A 23,171-nucleotide genomic window follows, 5' to 3' on the forward strand; every position below is an offset into this window, starting at 1 on the left:
ATTGTCGTCTCCGCCGAACGATTGGGTCGCAGACTCTACTACGTGCTTCTCAGTTGTAAAGTCCGATGGCCTTGATTTGCTCTTGATACCGATTTCGAATGGTAACTTCGGTGACTTGCGCCACGTCGGCGACCTCTCGCTGGGTCTTCTTCTCGTTGCAGAGCAGGGACGCGGCGTAAATCGCGGCGGCCGCGTACCCGGTCGGCGACTTGCCCGAGAGCAGGCCCTTCTCGGCGGTCACGTCGATGATTTCGTTGGCCTTGCTCTCTACCTCCTCGGACAGGTCGAGTTCCGAGCAGAACCGCGGGACGTACTTCTTGGGGTCTACGGGTTCCATCCCCAGCGCGAGTTCTTGGGAGATGTACCGATACGTCCGGCCGATTTCCTTGCGGTCCACTCGCGCGACTTCCGATACTTCTTCGAGGCTCCGCGGGATGCCCTCCTTCCGGCAGGCGGCGTAGAGGCAACTTGTGGCGACCCCCTCGATGGAGCGCCCGCGAATCAGGTCCTCTTTGAGCGCCCGCCGGTAGATGACCGAGGCGACTTCTTGGACCGACCGCGGGACGCCCAGCGCCGAGGACATCCGATTGAGTTCGCTGAGCGCGAACTGGAGGTTGCGCTCGCCGGCGTCCTTGGTCCGAATCCGCTCCTGCCACTTGCGCAGGCGGTGCATCTGGCTTCGCTTCTCCGAGGAGAGCGACCGGCCGTAGGCGTCCTTGTTCTTCCAGTCGATGGTGGTCGTCAGGCCCTTGTCGTGCATCGTGTTCGTGGTCGGTGCCCCCACCCGACTCTTCGACTGGCGCTCCTGATGGTTGAACGCGCGCCACTCGGGACCGCGGTCCACGTTGCGCTCCTCGACGACGAGGCCGCAGTCCTCGCAGACCAGTTCGCTTCCGCCAGCGTCCGCGACCAGCGTGCCGGCCTCACACTCCGGACAGGTCTCGGTGTCTTCGGATTGCGCCTCCGTCTCGGACTCCTGCACTTGCTCTCGCTGGCGGATGGGCCCACTCATGAGTCTGTTAGTAAGGCGGTGTGGTAGATAAACCCTGCGTGGGCTTGCACCGGCGTTTCAGGCGGGAATCGGCAATAATTCTAATTCCCAAAAATAGTATAGTAATGTCTTAAGAAGTAATTACGATTGCGAAATCAGAATTCCGTGACCACTTCGATGCCGACGGTCCCGTAGTCGTTCATCGCAGTGAGGCGGTCGGGCACGTCTTCAAGCGCGACCTCTCGGGTCACCAGTTCGGCGGGCGAGACGGTGCCCCGGTCCATCATCCGGAGGAGTTCGCCGTATCTGGTCGGGGGCATCCCTCTGGACCCGAGGAAAGTAATCTCGCGCATCGTCATGGCGTCGGTCGGCAGGGCGACCTCGCCGCGCTCGTCGTCGGTGGTCAGGCCGAGTTGGAGGTGCTGGCCGCGCTTTCGCAGGCAGTCGATGGAGTTCCGGCAGGTCTCGGCGACTCCGAGGGCGTCCACCGAGACGTGCGCACCGTCGGACGAACTCCGACGAGGCTCGCGGTGTTCGCGCTCACCACCGCCGACGAGCGCCCTGATTCGGTCCGGCACGTCGCCGACCTCCTCGGCGTTCACCGTCTCGTCGGCCCCCAGTTCTTCGGCCTTCGCCAGTTTCTCGTCGGCCAAATCGACCGCGACGACGTTCGCGCCGAGGGCGTCGGCGACGTGGACCGCCGAGAGGCCGACCCCGCCGCACCCGTGGACCGCCACCCAGTCGCCGGGCGCGAGGTCCGCGCGATGGGCCAACCCGTGGTACGCGGTCGCAAACCTGCATCCGAGGCCGGCCATCTCGACCGGCGAGACGTTCGCGGGGAGTTCGACCGCGTTGTAGTCGGCGTAGGGAACGTGGACCTGCTCGGCGAACGCGCCGGGCGCGTCGGCCTCGAACCCGAGCGCGAGTCCATCGGCGCAGACGTTACCGTGCCCGTTCCGGCAGTACTCGCAGTCTCCTCGGCCGAGGTTGAACGGCACCGCGATGCGGTCGCCCTCCCGGACGCGCTGGACCGACTCGCCGACCGAAATCACGGTCCCGGCGGGTTCGTGGCCGAGAATCTGGCCCTTCGGCACGCGGTCGTCGGCCCATTCGCCGTGGCCCTGCCACGCGTGCCAGTCGCTCCGGCAGATGCCGCAGGCCTCGGTTTCGACGACGACGCCGTGAGGGTCGGGTTCGGGTGACGGGACCTCCTCGATTTCGAGGAGGTCGGCGTACTCGCGCAGGACGGCGGCTTTCATACGGGAATCGTCGTCCGGAGGCCGGTTAAATCGCCGGGTCCCGGCTAGGCACTCGTGGGTTGCTCCTCGATTTCGGGTTCTGTTTTGGGTCTCGCCTTGGCTTTGGACTCCGGGGCAAGTATCGTGACCGCCAGCAGAGGAATGCTGAAAAGCTAGCTTCAGGCGTGAGCAAAGCCGTCCACCGCACAGCACCGCCCTGCACCGCGACGCTCCGCACAACGCCGCAACCGCACCGCGACAGCCTCACACCTCCCCAACCTCCTGCGCTACTCCCTTCGGTCCGTTGCTCGTCCACCGGCGGACAAACCGCGTCCGCCGAGCCTGCGGTCGCTTCGCTTCCGCAGACCTCGCGCGGGTTGGGCGCGCAGAACCGCGCGCCCGGCGCGCGCCGGGACATAAAATCAACTACTCAATCCGCCATAGGCAGTCCCTACGCGGTCGTAGACCGTCTGTACTGGACTACAGACGGTTTATAACAAAACTCGTCTGGCCCCCAGAGACGCGCATGAAACAGGCACGTGCAGTGGCGCTGGCAGTGCTGGTCGTCGGCGCTGGCCTCGCGGGGGTCGTCCCGGCGACTGCGACCGGCGGACCGGTGGCCGAGACACCGGAGGCAGTGGCCGAGACACCCGAGGAGAACGCATCGACCCCCATCGACGCGCGAGCGCCGCCGGAACTCCCCGAGGAGTGGCAGAGGACCTACGGCGGGAGCGGCGACGACATCTTCGCCGACCTCGTGAAGACCGACGACGGGGGCTACCTGCTGGTCGGGTGGACCGAGAGCGGCGGGAGCAGGGACGCGTGGATAGTCAAGACCGACGGGGAGGGCGAGCGCGAGTGGTCCAAGACCCTCGGCGGCCCCGGCACCGACCGGTTCTGGGGCGTCACCCGAGCGGGCGAGGGGTATCTCCTCGCGGGCCGGACCGACGCCGACGGCGCAAAAGGGTGGGTCGTGGAACTCAACCCCGCGGGCGAGGTCCGTGACGAGCGCGTCCTCGGGTCCGGGGCGTTCTACGCAGTCGAGAGCAGAGAGGCCGAGGCCGGCACCGAGTACCTGCTGGCGGGGTGGACCCCCGGCGACGGCGGCAACGCCGGATGGGCGGTCAAACTCGCGGGCGACCTCTCGGAGTCGTGGCAGACCGGCTACCGGACGCCCGACGAGTACTCCGACGGCTACCTCCGGGCGGTCGTGCCGACCGACTCGGGCTACTACCTCGCCGGGAAAATCGAGGGCGACAGCGACGATGCGTGGGCGCTCCGAATCGAGGACGACGGGAGCAAAGCGTGGCAGGCCACCGCGGGCGGACCGGACCGAGACGACGTGTGGGCGGCCGCCTCCGGGTCGGTCGAGGGCAACGCCAGCGCGGGGGTCCTCGTCGCGGGCGAGACCGAGAGCGACAGCACCGGCCCGCGAGACGGGTGGCTGGTCAAGTTCGGCGCTGACGGCGCGGTCGAGTGGGAACGGCGACCCGGCGGCGAGGGCACCCAGTGGCTCGACTCGGCGATGCGGACCGAACAGGGCTACCTCGTCACTGGCGGGTCCGACGCCGGGCCGAAGGGCGACGTGGACGGCTACGTCGTGATGACCGACGAGGAGGGCGAGACGAACTGGACGAACTACTACGGCACCGACGGGTGGGACAAGCCGTGGCCCGCCATCCGGGACGACGGCGGGTACGTCCTCGCGGGCCAGACCTCCGGAAACGGCGCGCAGGCCAAAGACGGCTGGCTGGTCAGAATCGGCGAGGAGTCGAGTTCCCCCGGCACGACCGTCTCCAGCGAGAACGTGACCATCGAGACGACGACGACCGCCGACGGCGGCGAGGACGCCGACGACACCACTAACGAGGCCATACAGGGCGAAACCGAGACGGTGACCGAAGAACCGGAGGGTAGTGTGCCCGGATTCGGCGTCGGCGCGGCCGTCCTCGCGCTCGCGGTGGCCCTCCTCGTCCTCCGGCGATAGGGAGGGGTCCGGCCCTCCAGCGAAAGGGAGGGGTCCGGCCCTCCAGCGATAGGGAGGGGTCCGGCCCTCCAGCGATAGGGAGGGGTCCGGCCCTCCAGCGATAGGGAGGGGTCCGGCCCTCCAGCGATAGGGAGGGGTCCGGCCCTCCAGCGATAGGGAGGGGTCCGGCCCTCCAGCGAAAGGGAGGGGTCCGGCCCTCTGGCCATAGGCCGGGGATTCAGTCCTCTCATCGGCGAATAAGCCGAGCTTATTCTGCGACAAGCAGTCCCAACGCGACGTTACGCTCCCTTTGACCTCCCCATAACAAAGACGGGAGGTGGGTTATTCTGCGAGAGAGTCACAATGACACCGGGGGAGGGAGGCGATTTGAGACGCCGGAGAGACGCGCTCGTTTTCGCGTGGCTTCTCGTCGCCAGTAGCATCGTCGGCGCGAGCGGGATGCCGCTCGCGTCAGCGGGACCGCCGGTCGGCGGCCCCGAGCAGGTGGACGGGCCTGCGAACGCCGACGGGCCTCCTCCTGCGCCCGATGCAAACTCACCCTCCGCGCCCGGTTCGGATGGCGCGTCCGGACCGGACGCGCCGTCTGCGTCCTCGTCTCCGCCAGCGGGCGCAAGCGATGAAGGAAATATAGAGCAATCTAATAGCAACCGAAAAGATTCTAGTAGCAATTCAGGGAATGCCGAAAGAAACGAGGACCAAGGGCAGACGGACCCGGCGACTCGGTGCGGCCGAGGAGCCATCCCCCGAGGACCCGCCGGGTCTGGGAACCTCTCGGACGCCGACGCCGAACTGACCGGCGCGGCGAGTAACGACCGCGCCGGGTGGGCGACCGACGTGGGCGACGTGAACAACGACGGCCACGCCGACCTGCTGGTGGGCGCGCCGAGCAACGACTCGGCGGGCGAGGACTCCGGGTCAGCGTACCTGTTCTACGGCCCGGTCAACCGGAGCGAAGTCGAACTCTCGGAGGCCAACGTCACCTTCCGGGCGCGGTCTCCCGGCGAACACGCCGGGTTCTCGGTCGAGTTGGGCGACCTGAACGACGACGGCTACGCCGACATCGTGGTCGGCGCGCCCCTCGCGGACGTGAACGGCCCGAACTCCGGCGCGGCCTACGTCGTCTACGGCGGGGGGAACCTGCCCGAGACGGTTCGACTCAAGTTCGCCACCGCGACCCTCCTCGGCGCGGCGGCGGGCGACCGGGCCGGGTGGTCGCTGGCGACGATGCCCAACGCGAGCAACGGAAGCGCGGGCCTGCTGGTCGGCGCGCCACAGCACGACGGCGTGGCCCCCGACTCCGGCGCGGCCTACCTGACGTACATGCCCCGCGTCGGCACGTTCGGCCTCGGCAACGCCAACGTGACCTATCTCGGCGCTGGCCGACGGGACTACGCCGGGTCGTCCGTCGCGGCGCTCGACGCGAACAACGACAGCACCAGCGACGTACTCATCGGCGCTCGGGGCAACGACTCGGTGGCCGAGGACGCCGGCGCTGTCTACCTCTCCTACGGCCCGCAACTCTCGGGGACCTCTCTGCTGGTGAACGCCCCGGTCACCTTCCGCGGGGCCGGTGAGGGCGACCAAGCCGGGTTCGCCGTCGCCGACGCTGGCGACCTGAACAGCGACGGCCGGGACGACGTAGCCATCGGCGCGCCCTTCCACGACGTGCCCGCCGAGGACGCCGGGTCGGCCTACGTCCAGTACGGCGGCGACATCCCGCGCGTGGTCAATCTCTCGACAGAGGCCGACGCCGCGCTCCCCGGCGAGGAGGGCGGTGACCTCGCCGGGTGGTCGCTCGCTGGTGCCGGTGACGTGAACGACGACACCTACGGGGACCTGCTGGTCGGCGCACCCTTCAACAACAGTACCGCGCCGAACGCGGGGGCCGCGTACCTCCTCTACGGTTCGCAAATCGCCGAGCGACACTCGCTGTCCGGCGCGCACGCCAAGTTCAGCGGCGAGACCGAGGGCGACTTGGCTGGCTACGCGCTCTCGGGCGGCGACGTGAACAACGATTCGGCCACCGACCTGCTGGTCGGCGCGCCCTTCACCGACGGAAGCACCAACACCGGGTCGGCCTACGTCGTGAACGGCGACTGCCCGCAGAAGCCCGAGACAGCCACCGAGACGACCACCACTACGACTGACACACCGACAGAGACCCCGACCGAGACACCCACGACCACCGAGACGACGACCACCGCGACCCCGACGCCCGAACCCCTCCGCATCCGGGTGGCCTTCGACTGCCGGAAAGTCACCGTCGCGGCCGAGCAGTACACCCGCGTCGTCCTGACCTTCCGAGACGGCGACACCCAGACCTTCCGGAGCATCTACAGTGGCGTCAACACCTTCTCGGGCACCGGGGCGAACGACGGCGAGGTCGTCACGCAGGTCAAAGTGTTCAACGGCCCAGACAGGTTCGAGGTCCGGCGAAACGACGTGAGCGGTTGCGAACCCGCGACCCCCGAACCCGAGGAACCCTTCGTCCCGCGAATCTTCTTCGTGAGTTGCGAGAAGGCGGTCGTGCAGGCCGACCAGTTCCGGGTCGTCAGGCTGACCTTCGCCGACGGCGCGAGCCAGACCTTCCGGGGCGACTACGCCAACCGAGCGCAGTTCGTCGGCACCGGCGACAATCAGGGGAAGGTCCTCAAATCGGTCACGGTCCGGGGACCAGACGGCGATACGGTGACGCGCAGAAACCCGAGTTTCGAGGCCTGCGCGGAACCGGACACCACGACGACCACCACAACCACGACGACCACGACGACCGAGACCCCCAGACCGCTCGAACCCAGATACGACTTCGACTGCGCGAAGGTCGCGGTGGACGCCCACCGCTACGACTCGGTGACGCTCGTCTTCGAGGACGGCGACAGACAGACCTTCCGCGGGACGTTCACCAGCCGGAACGTCTTCTTCGGCACCGGAGACAACCGGGGCGAGGTCATCCGGCAAGTCGTCGTCAGGCGCGGCGGCGACGTGGCCCGCCAGTCGAACCCGGACTTCGAGGAGTGCGTCGAGCGCGAGACGACGACCACGACCACCACGACGCTGGACCTGCCGACGACCACGACCACCACGGCGACGACCACCACGACCACCACCGAGGAGCCGGGTCCACCGCCGAACGCCAGAGCCGCGAGTCCGGCCTGCGAGCGCCTCAGACTGACCAACCCGACCACCGAGCGCATCACGTTCACCGTGACTGGCGAGTCGGGCCTGACCGAGGTCGTCATCCTGAACCCCGGCCAGAGCGAGACGTTCGGGATTCCGCCCGGCACCTACCGGGTGCAGGCGAAGGCCGGCGGACTGGTCGAACCCACTCGGCCCGCGACGGTCAACGGCGACGAGATAGCCAGCGTCACGGTCGGCGCGTGCCCGACGCCGACCACGACGACCACCACGGAAACGACCACGACGACCGAGACGACGACTACCACGACGACGGAAACCACGACCACACCGACCACCACGACTACCGAGGAACCGACCACCACCACGACAGAAACGCCGACCACGACCACCACCGAGACGCCGACGACCACGACCACCACCGAGACGCCGACGACCACGACCACCACCACGACTGAAACGCCGACCACGACCACACCGACCCCCACGACGACACCGGCGACGACTACCACGACCGAAACGCCGCCAACGACGACTGAGACGACCACCACGCTCGAAATCACGACGACGACCGAGACGACAACGACGACAGAAAAACCGACGACGACCACCACGACCGAGACGACGACTACCGGAGTTACCACGACAGAGACGACGACGCCAACACCGACGACGACCACGACCACTACAATCGAGGCACCGCCGACGACCACCACGACCACCACGACCACGACCACCGAGGAGCCAGCCCCCGCTGGGATAAACGTCGCCGCGGCGAGCGACGAGTGCGAGGCCCTGACGCTGACGAACGAGGACGGTCGGGCGGTCCGGGTGACCGTCGCGGGACCGGACGGCTTCGAGGAGACGGTGACGCTACCGCCCGGCCAGTCGAGGACGCTGGACGACCTCGCGCCCGGCGAGTACGTCGTCACGCCGGTCACGGAGGACGTGGCGATAAACGGCTCCGAGTCGGCCGCGGTCGGCGTGGCGGACTGCCCGGAAGTGGCAGACGAGACGACAACGACCACGGCGACGACGACCATCACGGCGACGACCACGACTACTGCAGAACCGACTACCACGACGACCGAAGAACCGACCACCACGACAACGACGACACCGGAACCAACCACTACGACAACTACCACGACCGAAGAACCGACGACGACAACTACCACGACCGAAGAACCGACGACGACAACCACCACGACTACAGAGGAACCAACGACAACCACGACGACAACGACGGAGACGACCACGACCACCACAGAGACCACAACCACGACCACGACAACTACCACCACGACCACCACCACGACGACCACTGAAACGACGACTACGACGACCACTACAACTACCTCCACGACTACGACAACTACGACGACTACCACGACAACCACAACGACCACCACGACAACCACCACGATTCCCGCGCCCGAGGTCACGCCGAGGCCGGTCGCCGGATTCCCGCAGTGTAGCGACAACCTCGGTCTCGAACGGGCGGTGGGCCTGACCTACGAGGACGGCGCGTTCACCAGCGAGAACGCGACCCGCGTCGGACCGAACACCTTCGAGTTCACCGTCGCGGGCGAAACCTTCGAGATGGAACTGGTGAACGTAGCGCGCAACGGGGCGGGCGAACCCGTCTCGGTGACGTTCGACTCGTCGCTCCGGGTTGACGCCGCCATCGTCTACGGCGGACCGGGCGCGAACGTCTACGCCTTCCCCGAGACCGTCACCGAGCGCGCCGAACTCCGCGCGCCGGACAACCCCGGCGGCAACCCCTTCCCCATCGATCAGTTGGCGTTCTGCTACGACCCGGCGACGCCCAACCGCCAGCAGAGCGCCTCGAGCGACGGGATTCCGGTCCTCGGGAGCGTTGGTCTCGGAGGAGCGGCGGGCCTCCTCGCTGGCGAGGCCGCGACGGCGACGGTGGGGCTAGCGGCCGCGGGGATACTGGCGGTGCGACGACGACGATAGCGCGTAGAGGATTGCGTTTAGTTTCTTTAGCAATGTTTTTGTTTTCTAAGGAATTGAGTAGTTGTCTTTCAGCGAGCGAGGGAAACCCGGACTTGCACCGCTGTCGCGCTCGGTGCGCCAGTCAACAAGAATGCGCTTGGCCGACCGACCGCCAGCAGACGCTCGGTTACTCAGCCCATCGGGCGGGATGAAGGGGCCGGTCGCTCGCGGTCACGCGAGCGACCGGGGGCTTCAACAAACGTTCACAGCCCCAGTTACTGTCGAGACTGAGGAGGTGCGAAGTGACCGGGCGGAGTTTGAGAAACCGTTATTTCCGTCCTCGTCTCGCGGTTCGCGCCGAGGTTCACGATTACAGCAACCGAGCAACCCCGAAACGAGGACTCGAATCCCGAGAATCAGCTAAATCGAGGCTTCGGCGTCTCGAATCAGCCTGCGGACGTGGCCCAGCGAGTAGGAGACGCCGTACTCGCGCTCGATGAGTTCCCGAACGAGTTCGGGCGTCCACGAGGTGGCCTCGAAGCCGTAGGCCTCCGGCGAGTCGGCGATGGCGTCGAACACCGACCGGCGCTCGGCGTCATCCAGTTCCGAGGGCCTGCCGGGACGCTCGTCGTCCTCGACGGCCTCGGACAGCGGTTTCTCGGCGATACGGTCCAGCCAGTAGTACAGCGTCGATTCGGGCACGTCGTATCGGTCCGAAAGCGTCGAAACCGGCACGCCGTCCTTGTAGGCGATAGCCACCATCAGACGCTTGGTCGCCTTCGAACTCTCGGCCGCGTCGAGTTGCTCCTGCAGTGCTGAGAGCGGGACGCCGTCGAGCTTGTCCATCGCTCTGAATTTTCAGATTTCCGGGTTTTAACTCTTGCGAGATTAAGTCCCGGAGGGTTTAGTCGGTCGGCCGCGTACCCCGCCAGCATGGAACTCACCGACTACGAGTTGTTCGAGGTGCCTCCGAGATGGCTGTTCCTGCGCCTCGAAACCAGCGACGGGACCGTCGGGTGGGGCGAACCGGTCGTGGAGGGCCGCGCCCACACCGTCCGCGCCGGCGTCGAGGAGCTACTGGACGACTACCTGCTGGGCGAAAATCCCCTCCGAATCGAGGACCACTGGCAGACGCTCTACCGCGGCGGATTCTACCGAGGAGGACCGGTCCTGATGTCGGCCATCGCGGGCATCGACCAAGCCCTCTGGGACATCAAGGGCAAGCACTTCGGCGCGCCGGTGTACGAACTGCTGGGCGGGAAAGCGCGGGACCGAATCCGGGTCTACCAGTGGATAGGCGGTGACCGGCCCGCAGACGTTGGAAACGCGGCCCGAGAAAAGGTCGAAGCCGGATTCACCGCGCTCAAGATGAACGCCACGTCGGAGATGGAGCGCGTCGAGTCGCCCGCCAAAATTCGGGCGGCCGAGGAGCGCCTCGCCGAGGTCCGCGAGGCGGTCGGCCCGGAAATCGACATCGGCGTGGACTTCCACGGCCGGGTCGCCAAGCCGATGGCCAAGCGACTCGCCAAGGCCCTCGAACCCTACGAACCGATGTTCATCGAGGAGCCGGTTCTGCCGGAACACAACGACGCGCTCCCCGAAATCGCAGGCCACACTACCACGCCTATCGCCACGGGGGAACGGATGTTCTCCCGGTGGGACTTCAAGGAGGTGCTGGAATCGGGCGCGGTGGACGTGATTCAACCCGACCTGAGCCACGCCGGGGGGATTACGGAGGTCAAGAAAATCGCCTCGATGGCCGAAGCCTACGACGTGGCGCTGGCACCCCACTGCCCGCTCGGACCTATCGCGCTGGCCTCCTGCGTGCAGGTCGATGCCTGCACCCCCAACGCCCTGATTCAGGAGCAGAGTCTAGACATTCACTACAACCAGACCAGCGACGTGTTGGACTATCTGGCGGACTCCTCGGTCGGCGCATACGATTCGGGCTACGTCGAACTCCCCGACGCGCCGGGCCTCGGCGTGGAAATCGACGAGGAGGTGGTCCGCGAGCGCGCGGGCGAAGTAAATTGGCACAACCCCGTCTGGCGACACGACGACGGGAGCGTCGCGGAGTGGTGACGATGGCGGACCCACTCGCCGCGTTTCCGAACGTCGAGGACGAGACCGACCGGGACCTCGCGGAGCGCCACCAGCGGGCGGTCCGGGACTGGGAGGGCACGGGCGTCGATGGACTGGTCTACGAGTACCGGACCCAGTTCCACCGGGACCCACTCGTGACCCAGACCGACGAGGCCTACTACCTCTCGGTCCGGGGCCACGTCTGGGACGAGTTCGGCGAGCGAATGGGCCTGAGCGACGACGAACTGGCGCGATTGAAGGAGATTCACGCCGAGCAGTTCGCGGCGAGCGTCGGAGAGGAAGCGGACCACGGGAACGACGAACCGATGATTCTGACGAAGGAGTGAGAACTCGGCTTACTCCGAGACTGCGGTCGTCTCCCCCTTGGAGGCGAAAATCGCGTCCAGCACGCACTGAACTCGATTCGCCTCGGAGAAGGAGACCAAATCCCCGCCCTCGCCGTCCAATTCTGCGACGAACTCGTCCACGAGCGTCAGGGTGGTCTGGCCTCGAGTGTCGTTCAGGACCGCCTCGGCGTCCTCGCCGCGGTTCTCGACCAGTCGGTACCAGTCCAGAAGCGAGAGTTTCGATTCCGACCCGAGGACCGTAATCGAGTTCTCCTCGGATTGCTCGTGGTCGGTCACGAGGTCGATGGTGCCGTTGATTGCATCGTCACCGCCGACAGAGAAGTGACCGGCGACGGACTCCTCGTATTTTCCGGGACCGCGATAGGTGACGTTCGCGCTGACCTCCTCGATGGGGCCGAAAAGCTCCTGCACGCCGAACAGGAAGTGGGTGCCGACCTCCCGAAGCGGCCCGCCCTGCTCGCGGGATTCGAGCCAATCCACGTCCTGCCACTCGCGGGGCCACCGCGGGAATCGGAAATTGAGGGTGACGCGCTTGGGGTCGCCGATGTCGCCGTCGGCGATTCGCTCGCGCATCTCCACGAACCCCGGCGTGTAGCGGAAGGGCAGGTTGATAGCCGTCGTCAGGTCGCTGGACTGGGCCGCTTCAATCATCTCCCGGCCGCGCTCGGCGTCCTCGGCGATGGGCTTCTCGCAGAGGACGTGCTTGCCAGCGTCGAGCGCCGTGGTAGCGATTTCGTGGTGGTGCTTTGGCGGAACCCCGACGTACACGATGTCGATACTCTCGTCCCGGACGAGTTCGCGGTAGTCGGTGTAGGCCTCGCAGTCGTACTCGTCGGCGAAGTCGCGGAGTTTGGTCTCGTCCACGTCGCACGCCGCGCTGACGGCGGTGTCCTCGTGATCGGCGAACGCTTCGGCGAGTCGATTCCCGATGACCCCACAACCGACGATGCCCGCGTCGTACATGCTTTGAGAGATTGGCGGTCGGTATTTGTAGGTGGCGGGTTGGCCGTGGAGAAACGGAGCAAATCGGAGGCCGATACATAAATTTGAATATATTTAAGAAGTAATTTTGATTCTTTTGGACAGGTTTTTCTTCATTTGACATCCGAGAAACACTATCGGTGAGTCTATATCCCGACTGTTCGTTCGTCCGGCAGATGGTGTCTTTCGAGTGTGCGACCTGCGGCGCTCGGGTCTCCGAGGAGGTAGCCCTCCTCGAAGACGAGACTCGGCTCTGCGAAGACGGCTACTCCGGCGAGGGCCGACGGGAGTACCTTCCCGAGGGGTTCTACGTGGTCGGAGCAGAGAGCCACATCTATCCCGGCGTCGGGGGCGATTATCTACTGCATCCGACTGACGTTCTCACGATGGACCGGATGGAGGCCGTCCCAATCGAGGAGTACACCGACTTCTTCGGCTGTTGCGGACTCAGGGGAAAGGTGCCCAACACCTTCTGCCCGAACGGGCATCGCTTCGCAACAGAGATTTCCGACCATTGCTCGCGGGTCGTTCAGATTCACCGCGACCGGGTCGAAGTGCGGTAGGTTCGTCCGCTCAGACCCGACACGGCTTCTCGTCTCGACTTGACTCCCATCCCTCACACCCGAACCATCTCATCACCCTCACACCTGAACCTCCTCGACCTCCCCGACTTGAATCCGCCAGAGGGTCGCGTACCGGCCGTCCCGTGCCAGAAGCTCTTCGTGGGTCCCGCGCTCGACAATCTCGCCGTCGTCAAGCACCAGAATCCGGTCGGCGTCCCGGACCGTCGAGAGCCGATGGGCGACCACGAACGTCGTCCGGTCGGCGGTCAGTTCGTCCAGATGCTCCTGCACGACCAGTTCGGTCTCGTTGTCAACGTGGCTGGTGGCCTCGTCCAGCACCAGCATCGGCGGGTCGCCGACGACTGCCCGCGCGATGGCGAGTCGCTGGCGCTGACCGCCCGAGAGGTTGGTGCCGCGCTCGCCGACCCGAGTGTCGTAGCCCTCGGGCAGGTCGGTGACGAACTGGTGGGCACCCGCGGTTCTGGCGGCCTCCTCGATTCGCTCGTCTGAGGCCTCGGGCGCTCCGTAGGCGATGTTCTCGCGGACCGTCCCGTCGAACAGGAAGGCCTCTTGGTTCACGTAGCCGACGGCCTCCCGAAGGCTCTCGGTCGAAACCTCCCGCACGTCCCGCCCGTCCACCCGGACCGCACCCGAGTTCACGTCGTAGAATCGCACGAGGAGCTTCACGAGGGTCGATTTCCCGGCACCAGTCGAACCCACGAGGCCGACCGTCTCGCCCGGTTCGACGTCGAAGTCGAGACCGTCGAAGACCCGGCGCTCGCTGTCGGGGTAGCCGAATTCGACGTCCTCGAATTCGACACCAGCGGCGTCGAGTGCGAGGTCGGCGTCCGAAGCGGTCCCGGTGCCTGCGCCGAGATTCCGGCCCGCGTTCGTCAGACCGTCGATTCGCTTGGCGGCGGCCTTCGAGGACTTGTAGTGGTTCACCACGTCACTCAGGTTCTTCAGCGGGAGCGTGAGCCGTTCCATGTAAAAGAGGAAGGGCACGAGTTGCCCGGCGGTCAGCGTCCCCGAGAAGAACAGCGGCGGTTCGACCGTAATCCAGTAGATGCCGAGCGCGAGCGTCAGGAGCAACCACGCCCCGGCGACGAGTCGATTCAGCGGCGGCTGGCGAACCGAGGTCCGGCGACTCGCCAGTCGCGCCCGGAAGGCGTCGAGCGACGACGACGCGACTCGATTGCGCTCGTAGTCCTCGGCGGTGAACGACTTGATAACGTCGATACCGCTGATGTTGGTTTCGAGGCGGGCGTTCAGCGCGCCGCGCTCCTCGCGCACCGCGTCCTTGAGCGGTTCGAGTTTCCCGGAGAACCACAGGTTGAGGCCGGCGATGACGGGGGCCGACAGCAGGACCACGACTGCGAGTTGCCAGTTCAGGGCAGTCATGTAGACCAGCGCGCTGACCAGCGTGACGGTAATCCAGAGGCCAGCGCCGACGATGACGTTGAAGAACGTGTCGAGGGTGTTCACGTCGTCGTTCAGCACGCTGATGACGTTGCCGGTCCGACTCCCGTCGAAGAATCCCAAGTCGAGTCGCTGGACAGCGTCGAACTCGCCGACGCGGACCGCGTGGAGGAGTCGCTGGGTGAAGACGGCGAAACTGTACTCCGAGACGAACGCCAGCAGGTTCGTCAGCAGGTTCAGGCCGACCAGCAGGCCGGTAATAAACGCCAGCAGGTCGAGCGGCGCGGTCGGAATCCACGACTGGGGCAGGAATGGAACCGCGAACGGTTCGCCGTTGAACAGCGCGTCGATGCCGAGACCGATGAGGAACACGTCTGCGAAGCTCAGGAAGGTCGAGACGACTTCGCAGACCACCGCGACCGCCAGATAGTGGGCGTCGGACCGGCCGTGTCGCCGGACCAGCGCGAGGAGGGGATACTGTCGGTCGGACAGGTCCCCGAGGGTCTCGTCGGTCATCGCGTCACCCCCGTTTCGGAGGGACGAGACCGCTCGTCGCCGGCGGCGATTTCGCCGGTCTGGATGCGCCAGAGTTTCGCATACGTCCCGCCTGCCCCGAGGAGTTCGTCGTGGGTGCCCGACTCCACGACCGCCCCGTCGTCCAGCACCAGCAACCGGTCGGCGTCCCGGACCGTCGAGAGTCGGTGGGCGATGGCGAAGACGGTTCGGTCGCCCGACAGTTCGAGGAGACGCCGCTGGATTTCGACCTCGGTTTCGTTGTCCACGTGGCTGGTGGCCTCGTCCAGTACCAGCACCGGCGGGTCCCCGACCAGCGCCCGAGCGATGGCGAGGCGCTGGCGCTGGCCGCCAGAGAGGGTCGCGCCGCGCTCGCCGATTTGGGTCTCGTAGCCCTCCGGCAAGTCGGCGACGAACTCGTGGGCACCGGCCCGTTTGGCGGCGGTGACGACCGCTTGCTCGGAGGCCTCGGGGTTCGCGTAGGCGACGTTCTCCCGGACCGACCCGTGAAAGAGGAAGGGGTCTTGGCTCACGTAACCGACGTGCTTTCTGAGGCTCTCGACGCTCACCCCGGCGATGTCCTGCCCATCGATGCGGACGGTCCCGGAGTCGGGGTCGTAGAACCGAAAGACGAGTTTGACGAGCGTGGATTTCCCCGCGCCGGTCGGCCCGACGACGCCGACGAACTCGCCGGCCTCGGCCGTGAACGACACGTCTTCGAGTGTCGAGTCGTCTGCTGTCTCGTCGGGCGCGTCGCCGGGTGACTGTGCGGGGTACGAGAAGGAGACGCCGTCGTACTCGACCCGGCCCTCGGTGACGCGCAGGTCCGGCGCGTCGTCGGGTTCCGGGAGTCGCCGGTCGCTCCGGAGGAGCGCGACGACCCGCTTGCTCGACGCTCGGGCGCTCTCGAACTGGTCGATAACGTCCACCGCGAGGCGGCGCGTCGGGTCCAAGAACGAGAAGGTGTAGAGGACGAACGTCAGAAGCGTCCCGGCCGAGAGTTCCCGCGTGAAAAACACCGGCGGTCCCGCGAGAATCCAGTAGGAACCGAGCGCGAACAGGCCCCAGATGCCGACCGCCGCGAGGACCCACGAGACGCGGTTGTAGACGGCGCGCAGGCGGAGCGCGGACCACGCCGCGGACTTGTACTCGGCGGAGGCCTCGGCCACGCGCTCTCGCTCTCGGTCCTCGCGGGTGAACGCCTTGACGGTACTCAGACCCTCGATAGCGTCCCGCAGGCGACCGTTCACGGTGCCGACGCTCGCCCGAATCTCGTCGTGGCGGGGTTCCAGCAGTCGGGCGTAGACTCGGCCAGTCGCCGCGATGAGGACCGGGAGCGGAGCGAGGACGAGCGCGAGGTTCCAGTTCAAAAGCAACATGAAGGCGAAGGCGGTGAGGATTTCGCCGCCGTAGACGAGACCGTCGCGGACCCCCGAAAAGAGGTCTCCGAGGTTGTCCACGTCGTCGTTGAGGACGCTCAGCACGTCGCCGGTCTCCTCGGCGTCGTAGAAATCCATCGAGAGCGCGGTCCCAGCCTCGTAGGCCGCGGTCCGAATCTCGTGGAGGGTCCGAAGGCTGGCCGTCTCGTAGACGAGTCGGCCGTACCACTTCGCACCGCTCTCGGCGACGATGGCGACGGCGAGGACCGAGACGGTCAGGGCGGCCTGCCCGGTCAGCGACGCCGGAATCCAGTCGGTGGGAACCAGCGGGAGGACGTAGGCCCGACTGTCGAGGAGAAGCGCGTCGAGCGCCACACCGATGAACAGCGCCGGAACGCGCTGGAGGAACAGGCCGACCAAGAGCAGGCCGAGCGCCCCGGCGAAGGTCCGCCAGCGAGCGCCGGCGAACCGCCGGAGGAGGTAGCGAATCGGCGGAGAAGCGTCTTCGTTCGGGTCGGTTCGAGTCGCGTCCGCGTCGGTCATCGTTCGAGTTGCAGGCGCGAAAGCCGCATAAGTCTAATCTGCAACGCGCTACTGCAAATTTTCTGACACTACCCCCGCGTCGGCTCGGCGTGGCAGGGTCGAAGGAACTCTTAGACACATTTTCAATCTTTTAAGATATAATATTGTTTCTTTAAGCCAGATTTATTCGACCGGACGACCACACCGGTAGGCCGCTGGATGGTCTCTCCCGACCACATCGCTGGACCGCATAGCTCCGGACCGTCGCTCCCGACCACATCAAAACACCAATGCCGGGCGGCGACGACAGCGAACACATGACCGACGGCGCATCGGCCGAGGAGGCCGGGCCGAGCGACCCCGAAACCGGTCGGAAGGACGACGAGGCCGACCGGAGAAGCGACGGAACCGACCGGCGGGTCGAACGCCGGTCGCCGGACGAGACTTTCGAGTTGCTCGCCAACGAGGTCCGGGTCGAAATCCTCCGGGCGCTGGGCGACGACCCGCGCGAGACGCTCGGATTCTCGGAACTCCACGACCGGGTGGACATCGCCGACAGCGGGAACTTCAACTACCACCTCGACCGATTGGTCGGGGCGTTCGTCCGCAAGGTGGGCGACGGGAGCGACGGCGACGCCGACACCGGCGAAAGCGGTGGCGGACGCGACGGCGCTGGCTACGAGTTGACCCGCGCCGGACAGCAAATCGTCGGGGCGATGTACGCCGGAACCTACACCACCGACGCCGCCGTCGAACCCATCTCGGCCGGGTGGGACTGTCTGCTCTGCAGTGGAGAAATGGTGGTGGGGTACGCCGACGAGCGCGCTCACTTCTGGTGTTCGGCCTGCGACGAGGGAGCCAAATTCTCCTTCCCGCCGGGCACCGTAGACCAGTTCGACCGCGACGAGTTGCCCGGCGCGTTCGCTCGCTGGTACCACCACCTCATGACTCGCCTGTTCCACGGCTTCTGCGGCGTCTGCGCCGGCCGGATGGACGGCGAGTTCGTCCGCCTGCCCGGCGGGACCGAACGGAACCCCGAAACGTCCCTCCTGCAGTTCACCTGCCAGCGGTGCGGGACGGTCGCCAGTTCGGCCGCCGAGACGCTTGCGACCTTCCACCCCGTCGCGCAGGGCTTTTTCGCCGAACACGGCTTCGACGTGTCGGCCCGCCATCCGACCCAGATGTGGGGCGAACTCGACGCCTGCGACGTGGAGATTCTCTCCGAGGAGCCTCCTCGGATGGAAGTCCGGTTCGGCCACGACGGCGAGGAGGTCCGCGCGGTGGTCGAACCCGACGCGACGGTCGGACAGGTGGAACGCAGAAGTCGGCAGGACTGACCGCCGAGCGCAGAACTGAAGCAGACTGCGCCCGAGAGTCGGGCCATGAACCGATTCGAAGGCCGGACCGTCCTCGTCACCGGTTCGACCCGCGGCATCGGACAGGGAATCGCCGAGCGATTCGCCAGCGAGGGTGCCCCAGTCGTGGTGACCGGTCGGACCGAGGACGACGGCCAGCAGACCGCAGAGCGAATCCGGGAGTCGGGCGGCGAGGCCGTCTTCGTGCAGGCCGACATGCGCGACCCAGACGACATCTCTGCGCTGGTCGAGGCCACCGCCGACGAGTTCGGCGGTATCGACGTGCTGGTCAACAACGCGGGCGTCGAGACCAACACCTCGGTCACGGAGGCGACGATGGACGACTGGAATTTGGTCCTCGAAACCGACTTCCGGGCCTACTGGCTGACGGCCAAGCACGCCGTCGAGTACATGGAGTCGGGAGCCATCGTCAACGTCTCCTCGAACCACGCCAGACTCACCATGCCCGAGATGTTCCCGTACAATGCCGTCAAGGCCGGTATCGACGGGATGACCCGCGCGATGGCGCTCGACTTGGGACCCGAGATTCGGGTCAACACCGTGAATCCGGGGTGGGTCGCCGTCGAGCGCACCGAGCAGAACCTCTCGGCGGACGAGCGCGACCACCTCGAATCCATCCACCCCGCCGGGCGTATCGGCGACCCCGAGGACGTGGCGGGCGCGGTGGCCTTCCTCGCCAGCGACGACGCCGGATTCGTGACCGGGACGAGTCTGGTAGTGGACGGCGGTCGGACCGCGGTCATGCAGGACGACACCCTGCCGGACTACGGTAGGGAATGATTTTCGGATAGTTTCAGTATCCGTTTAGAAGCTACAACTTTTCAACCGATTCCGATTATTCGGTTATAACACTCTGTTCACCCCGATTTCACCGTGAATTTTTTATACTCCTATGTCCTTAAAGTGATACGACGAAGCGGAGTCGGAGCGCAACTCAACCATGAACCGGGATATGGAGAGCCTCACAGAGCGTGCGCCGTCGCTCGACCGAGACGGACGCGCGGCATATCGGGTCGTATCGAACGATTGGGACACGAGTACTACCGTCGTCAGAGCAGTCACCGAAGTCGCCGACTGTGACCTGTTGGCCGACGACTGCGTACTGTACGACGTCGTGGACCCAGACGCCTTGAACCGACTGTTCGCCGGGCGTGATTCGGGCGACCCCGGAACCGCCGGACGGGCCTCGGTCGGCCGGGTCGTCTTCGAACTTCACGGATGCCGGGTCGAGGTCCGGGCCGACGGTGAACACGTCATCTACGAACCCGAAAACGACAGGGAATCCGCCGTGTCAGCAGTTCAGTCGGCCTAACTCCGGGTGGAGACCCACACTCCACCGAACTCGGTCGTCCTAATTCTACAGTGACGTTTCTACGTTAATTCGGGGGTTGACAGCGATAACGTATCGCCCGAGAGGGTCCGACCGTGAGGAAAAGTCCGATTACGGATGCGAAAAGGTAATCAGGTGATAGCCGCAGGGTGAGGCAAGGAGCGATTACCGAATGGCCGTCACGGACGAGATTTCGTTTTGGGAAATGTACCGGGAACTGCCCGTCAGGACGACCCTCGCCAGCGTCGTCCCCGTCTTACTGGGGTTCGCGCAGGTGTTGAACGGCTACGTCCACGGGGTGGCGATAACCCGGACCGGCGCGTTCGCGGTCGTCATGGCGATTGCCGCGGTGTTAGTGACGCGGTATCACCTCGTGGAGTTCTACCGGCGACGACTCCAGCGGGAACTCTACGCCGAGGAGTAACCCGGCCATCGACCCGCTCACTCCTCGGTCCGTGGGTCGAATCGGTCGAACCAGTCGGTCAGTTCTCGGAGGCGGTGGACCGCCCGGTCCGGGTCGCCGACGTTGTGATGCTCGTCAGGGTAGACGACGAGTCTGGCGGGCACGCCCTGTTTCTTGACGCTGACGTAGAGTTGCTCGCTCTGGGAGGGCGGGCACCGCCAGTCCTCGCCGCCCGCGGTGACGAGGAGGGGCGTCTCGATTTCGCCGACATCCGTGATGCTCGACGACTTCTCGTAGCCTTCCGGGTTCTCCCACGGGAGGCCGAAGTCGTTCTCCCACCAGACGTGGCTGTCGTCGGTGCCGTAGGCCGACCGGAAGTCGTAGATGCCGTGTTCGGCCGCGCCGGCGGCGAACCGGTCGGACTCGGTGACGAGGTAGCCCGTGGTCATCCCGCCGTAGGAGAACCCGGTGGCGAAACACCGATTGTCGTCGGCCCACCCGCGGGAGACGGCCTCCTCGACGCCGGCAAGCACGTCGTCGCGCTCTCTCGGTCCCCACTCGCCGCGAATCTGTTCGCTGAACGCTCGGCCATACGAGGAGCTACCCCGGTAGTTGACCCGGAGGACGACGTAGCCCTGCCCGGTCAGGTAGGCGTGTTCGAAGGAGAACGTCGGCGCGTCGTAGGAGATGGGACCGCCGTGAATCGAGGCCACGAGGGGCTTGGGGTCGGGGTTGTCGGGGTCGAAGTCCGAGGGGAAGTACGCGATGGCCTCGATTTCCTGCCCGTCGGACTCGAAGGTGAGACGCCGGAAGTCGGGGGTGTGGCGCTCGCTGATGAGGTCGTCGTTGAGCGCGGTGAGTCGGGTGATTTCCCCACCTTCATCCAGTTCGTCTGTCGGGATGGCGTGGAGGTCAGTGCCGTCCTCGGGGTCGGCGAGCGCGACGACTGCGGTGTCGCCTCGCAGGTCGAACCCTTCGAGAGTCCGGTCTCGGCCCTGCGCGCCGAAGGTTCGCTCGGGGTCGGCCTCCTCGCCGAGGCGCACCAGTCGGGTCAGGCCCTCGTCGCCGATTGGCGCGAGGAGGTCGTCGCCGTCCCACCCGAGGTCCCCATATCTGGCCACGGTCCGGTCCAAGTCGGCCGACCACGACTCGAAACCGCTCTCCTCGGCGTCCGCCGAACCCCCGGCGTCGGCGACGTAGACCTCCGAGGGCGCATACCAGTTCTCCGGGTTCCCGCCGACGAACGCGAGTCGGTCGCCCGAGGGATGCCACCGAGGACGACCCGCGGTGAGTTCAGAGTCGGTCACTTTCCGGAGGCCAGAGCCATCCGGCGCGATGGTGTAGAGGTCCAGCACGTAGTTGTCGTCGGGGCGCTCGGTCCGGTTCGAGAGGAAGGCGATTCGCCCGTCGTCGGACTCCCCGGTCCCGGCGGGCGACCACGCCGGTTGGAGTCCGGCCGCCGGTTCTCTGGCCCCGCCGCCGTAGGCGTCGTCGAGGCGGTCGATTTCGCGGGTCTCGTAGTCCACGACGAACAGGTAGGTCGTGACCGAATCGAGCCATCCCTGCCCGTCGAACTTGTGCTGGAGGCGCTCGGTCTCGATTGGGCCGTCGTCGCGGCGCTGTTCGAGGTACTCACGCTCGTCGTCGGTCGGGTCCCGCGCTGAAACCGCGAGGCGCTCGCCTTCCGGTCCCCAGTCGAAGCCTCGCGCGCCCTCCTCGAAATCGGTGAGTTGGCGGGCGTCCCCACCGATTTCGAGGTCGAACGCCCAGATTTGGGTCTCGGGGTCGTCGCCTCCGTTCTGGTCTGACTCCTCGTCGGCCTCGCCGTCGTCCTGTTCGCCGTCGTCGCTCTCCTGCTCGTCGCCGCGGGAGACCTCGATTTCGGTGTCGGTCTCCCGCGCCGCGGCGAAGGCGAGTTTCGACCCGTCGGGCGACCACGCCGGAGCGGTGGCGTCGGAGGCCCGCGAGAGTCGGTGGGGGTCGCTGGTCCCGTCGGTCGGGGCGACGAACAGCGACTGCTTTCGCTCGTTCTCCTCGCGGTCGAACTCGTCGGCGACGAAGGCGACGCGCTCCCCGTCGGGCGAGACGGCGAGGTCGGTCACGAGCGTCAGGTCGTAGAAATCCGCCAGTTCGAGCGAGTCGGTCATGCCGGAAGCGTCGGGGGCCGGCGTCTTGAGCGTGTGGGCACGGGCAAAGCGGGAGTGCTATCGGTCTCGGAAGTTCGCTACTGGGGTTGGGCCTCGTCGTGCGTTCCGTCGCTTTGGTGTTCGTGTGTTTCTTCACCAAGCGATGAGTTAGACAGGCACACAATTACTTGAGGAATATTCTTGATTTTTAAGACAACAAAATTGTTGTTTGAATGAGACGATGAGGACGCGCAGACGCACTCACGCACCCGAACCGACGCACCCGAACTGACTCACCCGTTCCGACCGCGGGCGTCCGAGCGGGCCGCCAACCGAATCAGATACCAGATGGCCACGCCGGCCAGCAGGCCGACGAAGATAGGTTCGGGTTCGATTCCGGAGTGGCCGGCGTGAAGCGGGAGGGTCATGGGGAGGCCTTCGACCGGCAGAGTAGTCAATATTTCTGTCTCGGATGGGGCGCGGTCGAAGGCCCCATCTCGGTGGTAAAACCGCCGCGTCGCCGAACGGAAGTCACTTTTTTACCGCTCGCGCCGATAAATTCCCGGCGGTGGGTAGTATGGACGAAGCGGCACTAGTCCCGACGCTGGTGTATCTCATGCTCACGGTATTGCTGGTCGCGTGGGCCGTCCGGTCGCTCGAATGGCTCCGCGTCACCGAGACGACCGTCGCGCTGGCGGCACTGCTGTTGCTGGTCGAGAGCGGCGTCGCCTACGAGGGGGTCAAGCGAGCGATGGAGTACTGACCGACGCTCGCAGACGGGTCGAGAACAGTCGGTGAC

The 23,171-nt window shown here is 66.1% G+C and carries 18 protein-coding genes; 10 read left to right on the plus strand and 8 right to left on the minus strand.

Annotation, left to right across the window (positions count from 1 at the left end; translation table 11 throughout):
• Positions 1-49 precede the first annotated feature (49 nt).
• Positions 50-1,012, minus strand: a complete 963-nt coding sequence (locus P2T57_RS18290) for a transcription initiation factor IIB (RefSeq protein ID WP_276302179.1) — start codon at positions 1,010-1,012, stop codon at positions 50-52.
• A gap of 134 nt (positions 1,013-1,146) precedes the next feature.
• The gene (locus P2T57_RS18295; RefSeq protein WP_276302180.1) at positions 1,147-2,250 is read right to left on the minus strand and encodes a zinc-dependent alcohol dehydrogenase family protein; all 1,104 of its coding nucleotides are present in this window, start codon (positions 2,248-2,250) and stop codon (positions 1,147-1,149) included.
• A 505-nt stretch (positions 2,251-2,755) separates the two neighbouring features.
• Between P2T57_RS18295 and P2T57_RS18300 the strand changes: the two genes are divergently transcribed.
• Both P2T57_RS18300 and P2T57_RS18305 read left to right on the plus strand, forming a co-directional pair.
• Complete coding sequence (locus P2T57_RS18300; protein WP_276302181.1) at positions 2,756-4,216, plus strand: hypothetical protein; 1,461 nt, start codon at positions 2,756-2,758, stop codon at positions 4,214-4,216.
• Between the two features lie 366 nt (positions 4,217-4,582).
• Positions 4,583-9,331, plus strand: a complete 4,749-nt coding sequence (locus P2T57_RS18305; protein WP_276302182.1) for a VCBS repeat-containing protein — start codon at positions 4,583-4,585, stop codon at positions 9,329-9,331.
• Positions 9,332-9,730: 399 nt separating this feature from the next.
• Here the strand turns inward: P2T57_RS18305 and P2T57_RS18310 are convergent, their stop codons facing one another.
• Positions 9,731-10,156, minus strand: a complete 426-nt coding sequence (locus tag P2T57_RS18310) for a helix-turn-helix domain-containing protein (protein ID WP_276302183.1) — start codon at positions 10,154-10,156, stop codon at positions 9,731-9,733.
• Between the two features lie 87 nt (positions 10,157-10,243).
• On the opposite strand from P2T57_RS18310, the gene dgoD reads away from it, so the two are divergent.
• Positions 10,244-11,392: a galactonate dehydratase gene (gene dgoD, locus P2T57_RS18315; RefSeq protein ID WP_276302184.1), complete on the plus strand. Its 1,149-nt coding sequence runs from the start codon at positions 10,244-10,246 to the stop codon at positions 11,390-11,392.
• A 2-nt stretch (positions 11,393-11,394) separates the two neighbouring features.
• On the plus strand, positions 11,395-11,739 hold the full coding sequence (locus P2T57_RS18320) for a DUF8048 family protein (RefSeq protein WP_276302185.1): 345 nt from the start codon (positions 11,395-11,397) through the stop codon (positions 11,737-11,739).
• Positions 11,740-11,748: 9 nt separating this feature from the next.
• On the opposite strand, the gene P2T57_RS18325 is transcribed toward P2T57_RS18320, so the two are convergent.
• Positions 11,749-12,723 (minus strand): Gfo/Idh/MocA family protein, encoded by a 975-nt coding sequence (locus P2T57_RS18325; protein WP_276302186.1) that lies wholly within the window; start codon positions 12,721-12,723, stop codon positions 11,749-11,751.
• A gap of 194 nt (positions 12,724-12,917) precedes the next feature.
• Here P2T57_RS18325 and P2T57_RS18330 point away from each other — a divergent pair, with 194 nt between their 5' ends.
• On the plus strand, positions 12,918-13,304 hold the full coding sequence (locus tag P2T57_RS18330) for a hypothetical protein (protein ID WP_276302187.1): 387 nt from the start codon (positions 12,918-12,920) through the stop codon (positions 13,302-13,304).
• 78 nt (positions 13,305-13,382) lie between these two features.
• On the opposite strand, the gene P2T57_RS18335 is transcribed toward P2T57_RS18330, so the two are convergent.
• Together P2T57_RS18335 and P2T57_RS18340 are read right to left on the minus strand one after the other, a co-directional pair.
• The gene (locus tag P2T57_RS18335; RefSeq protein WP_276302188.1) at positions 13,383-15,239 is read right to left on the minus strand and encodes an ABC transporter ATP-binding protein; all 1,857 of its coding nucleotides are present in this window, start codon (positions 15,237-15,239) and stop codon (positions 13,383-13,385) included.
• Complete coding sequence (locus P2T57_RS18340) at positions 15,236-17,158, minus strand: ABC transporter ATP-binding protein (RefSeq protein ID WP_276302189.1); 1,923 nt, start codon at positions 17,156-17,158, stop codon at positions 15,236-15,238. The genes P2T57_RS18335 and P2T57_RS18340 overlap by 4 nt, the downstream gene beginning before the upstream one ends.
• Positions 17,159-17,454: 296 nt before the next feature.
• On the opposite strand from P2T57_RS18340, the gene P2T57_RS18345 reads away from it, so the two are divergent.
• From P2T57_RS18345 to P2T57_RS18360, 4 genes are all read left to right on the plus strand, one after another.
• Positions 17,455-18,474 carry a winged helix-turn-helix domain-containing protein gene (locus tag P2T57_RS18345; RefSeq protein WP_276302190.1) on the plus strand — a complete coding sequence of 340 codons (1,020 nt, stop codon included), beginning with the start codon at positions 17,455-17,457 and terminating at the stop codon, positions 18,472-18,474.
• Positions 18,475-18,519: 45 nt separating this feature from the next.
• Entirely contained in the window at positions 18,520-19,293 is a 774-nt protein-coding gene (locus P2T57_RS18350; RefSeq protein ID WP_276302191.1) for an SDR family NAD(P)-dependent oxidoreductase, read from the plus strand.
• Between the two features lie 160 nt (positions 19,294-19,453).
• Positions 19,454-19,825 carry a HalOD1 output domain-containing protein gene (locus tag P2T57_RS18355; protein WP_276302192.1) on the plus strand — a complete coding sequence of 124 codons (372 nt, stop codon included), beginning with the start codon at positions 19,454-19,456 and terminating at the stop codon, positions 19,823-19,825.
• A gap of 190 nt (positions 19,826-20,015) precedes the next feature.
• Complete coding sequence (locus P2T57_RS18360) at positions 20,016-20,267, plus strand: hypothetical protein (protein ID WP_276302193.1); 252 nt, start codon at positions 20,016-20,018, stop codon at positions 20,265-20,267.
• A gap of 17 nt (positions 20,268-20,284) precedes the next feature.
• On the opposite strand, the gene P2T57_RS18365 is transcribed toward P2T57_RS18360, so the two are convergent.
• Both P2T57_RS18365 and P2T57_RS18370 read right to left on the minus strand, forming a co-directional pair.
• Positions 20,285-22,393, minus strand: coding sequence for an alpha/beta hydrolase family protein (locus P2T57_RS18365; RefSeq protein WP_276302194.1), 2,109 nt, complete (start codon positions 22,391-22,393; stop codon positions 20,285-20,287).
• A 272-nt stretch (positions 22,394-22,665) separates the two neighbouring features.
• Positions 22,666-22,800 carry a hypothetical protein gene (locus P2T57_RS18370; RefSeq protein ID WP_276302195.1) on the minus strand — a complete coding sequence of 45 codons (135 nt, stop codon included), beginning with the start codon at positions 22,798-22,800 and terminating at the stop codon, positions 22,666-22,668.
• Positions 22,801-22,949: 149 nt separating this feature from the next.
• Between P2T57_RS18370 and P2T57_RS18375 the strand changes: the two genes are divergently transcribed.
• Positions 22,950-23,135, plus strand: a complete 186-nt coding sequence (locus P2T57_RS18375) for a hypothetical protein (protein ID WP_276302196.1) — start codon at positions 22,950-22,952, stop codon at positions 23,133-23,135.
• Positions 23,136-23,171: the final 36 nt, after the last annotated feature.

Source organism: Halorussus lipolyticus (assembly GCF_029338375.1).
Lineage (GTDB): Archaea > Halobacteriota > Halobacteria > Halobacteriales > Haladaptataceae > Halorussus > Halorussus lipolyticus.